The organism is Phenylobacterium sp. (assembly GCF_035276905.1).
In the GTDB taxonomy this organism is placed as follows: domain Bacteria; phylum Pseudomonadota; class Alphaproteobacteria; order Caulobacterales; family Caulobacteraceae; genus Phenylobacterium.
On sequence record NZ_DATELG010000182.1, the window covers coordinates 1 to 5,033 of the forward strand.

The window sequence follows — 5,033 nt, forward strand, 5'->3', positions numbered from 1 at the left end:
GGCCGCTCGAACGGCCTGAGCTACGCCGCCCCGCGCGGCGCGCGCGTGGCCAGCCCCGCCGCAGGCGTGGTTCAGTACGTCGGCCCGGTCAAAGGCTGGGGCGTTATTTTGATATTGCGTTTGACGGGCGGCTACCATTTGGTGCTGGCTGGACTGGCCGAGGCTTCGATCGGCGTCGGACAATCCGTCGCGCCGGGACAACCTGTCGGATGGATGCCCGATGGTCGACAAACGACATCGGAACTCTATCTGGAAGTCAGGGAGCAGGGCGCGCCGGTGAATCCGGGGCGCTGGATGACGAACTAACGGGTGGAGCGCAGCGATGCGCCCCTAACGGGCTTTTAGGTCTGTTGGCGGTCGGACGGCCGCGGAAGGAGCCTTCACAGGCTATGAAAAAGTATCTCCTGATCGGTGTGTCCGCCTTCGTGCTCGGCGCGGGCTCCATGGCCTACTTCAGCCAGCAGGCGCTGGCTTCCGCCGAGCCCCGCGCCAAGACCTATCGAATGCTCGGCCTGTTCGGCGACGTGCTCGACACCGTCGAGCACCAATATGTGACCGAGGTCGACGACACCAAGCTGATCCAGTCGGCCATCGACGGCATGCTCACCTCGCTCGATCCGCACTCCGGCTACCTCGACGCCGAGAGCTTCGCCGAGATGCGCGACCAGACCCGCGGCGAGTACGGCGGCCTGGGCATCGAGGTCACCAGCGAGGACGGCGTGGTCAAGGTGATCTCGCCGATGGACGGCACGCCCGCCGCCGCGGCGGGCATCAAGGCCGGCGACTACATCACCGCGGTCAACGGCGAGAGCGTGCTGGGCCTGTCGGTCAACGACGCGGTCAAGCAGATGCGCGGCAAGCCCGGCGAGACGGTGACCCTGACCATCGCCCGCGAGAAATCCGATCCGTTCGACGTCAAGCTGGTGCGCGAGGTGATCAAGCCGAAGTCCGCCACCGCCAAGATGGACGGCGACTACGGCGTGCTGCGGGTCTCCGCCTTCAACGAGAAGACCACCGACGAGGCCGAGGCCGCCTTCAACGACCTGCGGGCGAAGAACCCGAAGATGAAGGGGCTGATCCTCGACCTGCGCAACAATCCCGGCGGCCTGCTCGACCAGGCCGTCGGCGTCGCCGACCTGTTCCTGGAGGGCGGCGAGATCGTCAGCCAGCGCGGCCGCGATCCGCGCGACGTCGAGCGCTACAACGCCCGGCCGGGCGACATCACCCACGGCATGCCGATGGTGGTGCTGATCAACTCGGGCACCGCATCCGCGGCCGAGATCGTCTCCGGCGCCCTGCAGGACCGCAAGCGCGCCCAGCTGGTCGGCATCACCAGCTTCGGCAAGGGCTCGGTGCAGACCGTCATCCCGCTCCGCGGCGGCATGGACGGGGCGCTCAAGCTGACCACGGCCCGCTACTTCACGCCCTCGGGCCGCTCGATCCAGAAGACCGGCATCACGCCGGACCTGGAGGTCGCCTCCACCCGCGACGAGGCGCAGAGCATCGCCAACAAGTCGTTCCAGTTCTCGGAGGCCTCGTTCCGCAACGCGCTGAACGCCGACGAGGGCAAGGTCCGCGCTGGCGCCCACGAGCCGGCGGAGGAGCCGCCGGAGGGCTTCGACGTGAAGAAGGACTTCCAGCTGGCCCGCGCCGAGGACGTGCTGCACTACGGCTCGGTGGCCGCCACGCCGAAGATGCCGAAGCCGACCGCTCGCCTGGCCGAGGTGCTGGGCGGCTCCAAGGCCAAGGTCGCCGCGGTCAAGCCGCCGGGAACGGACAAGTAGGCGCAGCGGAAGTCTGGATATTGCAAGGCGGCTGTTCGTGCAGCCGCCTTTTTCTTTGAGCTTTGAGCGCCTCCGCTGCCCACTGGGATGGCGATTGCCACCCAGCATAAGTCGCCCTTCTCCCCTTGCGGGACCGTTGCGCAACGGTCCCGCAAGGGGAGAAGGTCGCGGGGACCCTACGTAAAATCCGCCCTGGAAGGCTTTGATTAACCATATCGGCCGAGCCTCCGGTCGAGGGGGAAGGATCCGACTGTGGCCATGATTGCGATCTCCCGCCGGAACATGCCGGCGTTCGGCGCGCCGAGCCTCGACGGATTGAAGGCCGCGCTGGGCTCGCCGATGCTGCAGGCGGTGGGCGCGGCGGCGCTGTTCGCAGCTTGCGCCGCGGCGGTGGTCATGCTGCTGGGGCCGGCGTCGGGCAGGCCGATCCGCATCCACCTGACCTCGGTCTTCGCCCAGGCGCCCGAGGGCTGGCGCGAAGGCCTGCCCAAGTCCAGCATGACCTGGCAGGCGGAGGACGTCCTGCACCTGTCCGACGGGCCAGCCGCCGAGCCGGGTCCGCAGGCCGCGTCGGCCGAGGCCGTCCCGGCGGGCGGCGCTCTGCCGCAGGCGCCGATCGCCGGCTTCTTCGCGCCTGGACCCGGCGGCCCGCTGCCGATCATCGCCCAGGACGGACGCACGCCGTTCGACGCCTATGCGCGGCCGTTCACCTCCAACGGCCGGCCCAAGGTCGCCCTGTTGATCGGCGGCCTGGGCCTGAACGCGCGCGCCACCCAGGCCGCCATCCAGACCCTGCCGCCGCAGATCACGCTGTCCTTCGTGCCCTACGCCGAAGGCCTGCAGGGCTGGATCGACATGGCCCGCGCCCACGGCCACGAGGTGCTGCTCGAGACGCCGATGGAGCCGCTCGACTATCCCGACAACGATCCCGGCCCCTATACCCTGATGGCTGACGGGGCGGGACCGGAGACGGCGAAGAAACTGGACTGGATCCTGTCGCGCGCCAGCGGCTACTTCGCCCTGACGAACTACCTGGGTTCTCGTTTCCTCAGCGACGACAAGGCCTATGAGAGCTTCCTGGGCGCGGTCCGCGGGCGCGGCCTGGGCTTCATCGACGACGGCGCCGCCGGCCGGCGCACCGGCGGCGGCGTGCCGCGCGCTTCGGCCGAGCGGGTGATCGACGAGCAGTTGTCGCAAGGCGCCATCGACGGCCAGCTGCTGAAGCTGGAGGCCAGCGCCCTGGAGCACGGCCAGGCGCTGGGCGCCGGTTTCGCCTATCCGGTTACGCTGGACAAGGTCGCCCATTGGGCCCAGACGGTGGAGCAGCGAGGCTACCAGCTCGCGCCCGCCTCGGCGCTCGCCGTGAAGAAATGACTGAGCTCGACGGATACCGGCCCAACGTCGGCGTGGTGCTGTTCCACCCGGACGGCCGCGTATGGCTCGGCCGCCGCGCCAACACGCCCGGACCGCACAACTGGCAGTTCCCGCAGGGCGGGGTCGACGACGGCGAGGACCTGGAGGCCGCCGCCCGGCGCGAGCTCGCCGAGGAGACCGGCGCCCGCAGCGCGACGCGGCTCGGACGCACCGACGGCTGGATCACCTACGACTTCCCGCCGGGGCACGGCGGGCCGAAGGTCTCCCGCGGCTGGCGGGGCCAGAAGCAGGTGTGGTTCGCCTTCCGCTTCGACGGCGGGGAGACGGAGTTCGACCTCCTGGCGCACGGCGAGCCGGAGTTCGACGCCTGGCGGTGGGGCTACCTCGACGAGGCGCTGTCCGTGGTGGCGCCTTTCAAACGGACGGCCTACCAGGCGGTGGTGCAGGCCTTCGCCTCCTTCGCCGCGCCGTGGGACGGCGGTTCGCCTGCGGCGTGACGCCCGTATTGCAGCGCAAAATCTCCTGCTAGGGTGCTCCCAAGTCACGGCGCCACGGGCGCTTCTACTCGCCCGGAGGCCGGTGAATGGACCCCATCGTCATGGTGCATGGCGCCTTCGTCGGCGGATGGTCCTTCGAGCGGTTCCGCGCGCCTTTCGAGGCCGCCGGCCACCGGGTCCTGACGCCCGACCTGCGCGGACATGGCGCCCGCGAGCCGTCCGACGCGGTGGTGGGAGTCTCCATCCGTGACTACGCCAACGACGTCGCGGCCCTGTGCGCCTCGCTGCCGAGCCGGCCGATCCTGATCGGCCATTCGATGGGCGGTCTGGTGGCGCAGCTGGCCGCGCGGCGGGTGAAGCCGCGGGCGGTGGTGCTGCTCGCCCCCTCGCCGCCCTGGGGCCTGGTCGGCTGGAACGTGGAGGAGGCGCTGACCGCGTTCGGCGCGCAGTTCGTCAGCCTGTTGTCCAACGGCGCGGTGGAGCCCAGCGCCGAGGTGATGCGCACCGTCACCCTGAACCGCATGACCCGCGCCGAGGCGGCGCCGATCCTGGCGCGGCTGCGCCGCGAGAGCGCACGCGCCGTGCGCGAAACGCTGAACTGGTGGCTGGATCCGTTCATGACCAGCAGCATCGGCTCCGGCCCGCTGCGGGCCCGCAGCCTGGTGATCTCCGGCGAGGCCGACCAGGTCCATCCGCCGGCGAGCGGCCGTCTGGTCGCCGAGCGGATCGGCGGCGAGTTCCTCTGCCTGCCCGAGATGAGCCACTGGCTGCCGGGGGAGCCCGGGTGGGAGGACGTCGCCGAAGCGGCGCTGGAGTTCATCGGCCGCGAGGCCCGCGCCGCGGCGTAACGTCCCTTCCCCATTAAGGAGGGACGAGCTCAGCGCTTACTTCTGTTCCTGGTAGAACAGCTGGCCGGTGTCGAACTTCGCGTTCAGCGGGCTGTCGTCGGGCTTGCGCTCGACCGAGAAGTTCACCGCCCGCGAGGAGGCCCCGCCGCCCGCCTGCATCTGCTCCCAGGACTTGCGGACGCGCTTCACGCCGTCGGCCCCGACGTTCACATAGTTGGCCTGCAGCACGAGCTTGGGCTCCTGCATGAAAGCCCAGATGTTCAGCGCGGTGACGATCGGCTTGTCCTGGCCGACGGCGTAGTGGATCTCGGCGTGGCAGACGTTGGTCTGCGAGAACTGCGGCTGGAAGATGATGGCGTAGTCGCGGCCGCCGGACAGCGGCATCGTCCAGGTCCCATCGCGGCGGCTGCCCTTCAGGCCGGCGGCCTTGGCGGCGGCGTCGAGGCCCTGGCCGCGGACGGCCGGGATACAGACCTTCTCCAGCGCCTGCAGCACCTGGGCGCCGTCGCCGGTGGTCGGCAGGCTCGGCG

General features: G+C 70.2%; 5 protein-coding genes and 1 pseudogene. 5 read left to right on the forward strand and 1 reads right to left on the reverse strand.

Annotated features, from left to right (window positions below):
• From VJS38_RS08305 to VJS38_RS08325, 5 genes are all read left to right on the forward strand, one after another.
• Positions 1–306, forward strand: a 306-nt coding sequence (locus tag VJS38_RS08305) for a murein hydrolase activator EnvC family protein (RefSeq protein ID WP_324087684.1), incomplete at its 5' end; no start/stop codon positions are given.
• A gap of 83 nt (positions 307–389) precedes the next feature.
• On the forward strand, positions 390–1,784 hold the full coding sequence (locus VJS38_RS08310) for a S41 family peptidase (protein WP_324087685.1): 1,395 nt from the start codon (positions 390–392) through the stop codon (positions 1,782–1,784).
• A 258-nt stretch (positions 1,785–2,042) separates the two neighbouring features.
• On the forward strand, positions 2,043–3,158 hold the full coding sequence (locus VJS38_RS08315; RefSeq protein ID WP_324087688.1) for a divergent polysaccharide deacetylase family protein: 1,116 nt from the start codon (positions 2,043–2,045) through the stop codon (positions 3,156–3,158).
• Positions 3,155–3,655, forward strand: coding sequence for an RNA pyrophosphohydrolase (locus VJS38_RS08320; protein WP_324087686.1), 501 nt, complete (start codon positions 3,155–3,157; stop codon positions 3,653–3,655). Before VJS38_RS08315 ends, VJS38_RS08320 begins: the two co-directional genes overlap by 4 nt.
• Positions 3,656–3,741: 86 nt before the next feature.
• Positions 3,742–4,503: an alpha/beta fold hydrolase gene (locus VJS38_RS08325; RefSeq protein WP_324087687.1), complete on the forward strand. Its 762-nt coding sequence runs from the start codon at positions 3,742–3,744 to the stop codon at positions 4,501–4,503.
• 36 nt (positions 4,504–4,539) lie between these two features.
• Here the strand turns inward: VJS38_RS08325 and VJS38_RS08330 are convergent.
• Positions 4,540–5,033: pseudogene (locus VJS38_RS08330) on the reverse strand (hypothetical protein); the annotation flags it as partial.

What these genes read in the sequence shown, in the direction of transcription:
- VJS38_RS08310 (WP_324087685.1), top strand. Translation starts at nt 390, where the DNA reads ATGAAAAAGTATCTCCTGATCGGTGTGTCCGCCTTCGTGCTCGGCGCG.
- VJS38_RS08315 (WP_324087688.1), top strand. Translation starts at nt 2,043, where the DNA reads ATGATTGCGATCTCCCGCCGGAACATGCCGGCGTTCGGCGCGCCGAGC.
- VJS38_RS08325 (WP_324087687.1), top strand. Translation starts at nt 3,742, where the DNA reads ATGGACCCCATCGTCATGGTGCATGGCGCCTTCGTCGGCGGATGGTCC.
- VJS38_RS08320 (WP_324087686.1), top strand. Translation starts at nt 3,155, where the DNA reads ATGACTGAGCTCGACGGATACCGGCCCAACGTCGGCGTGGTGCTGTTC.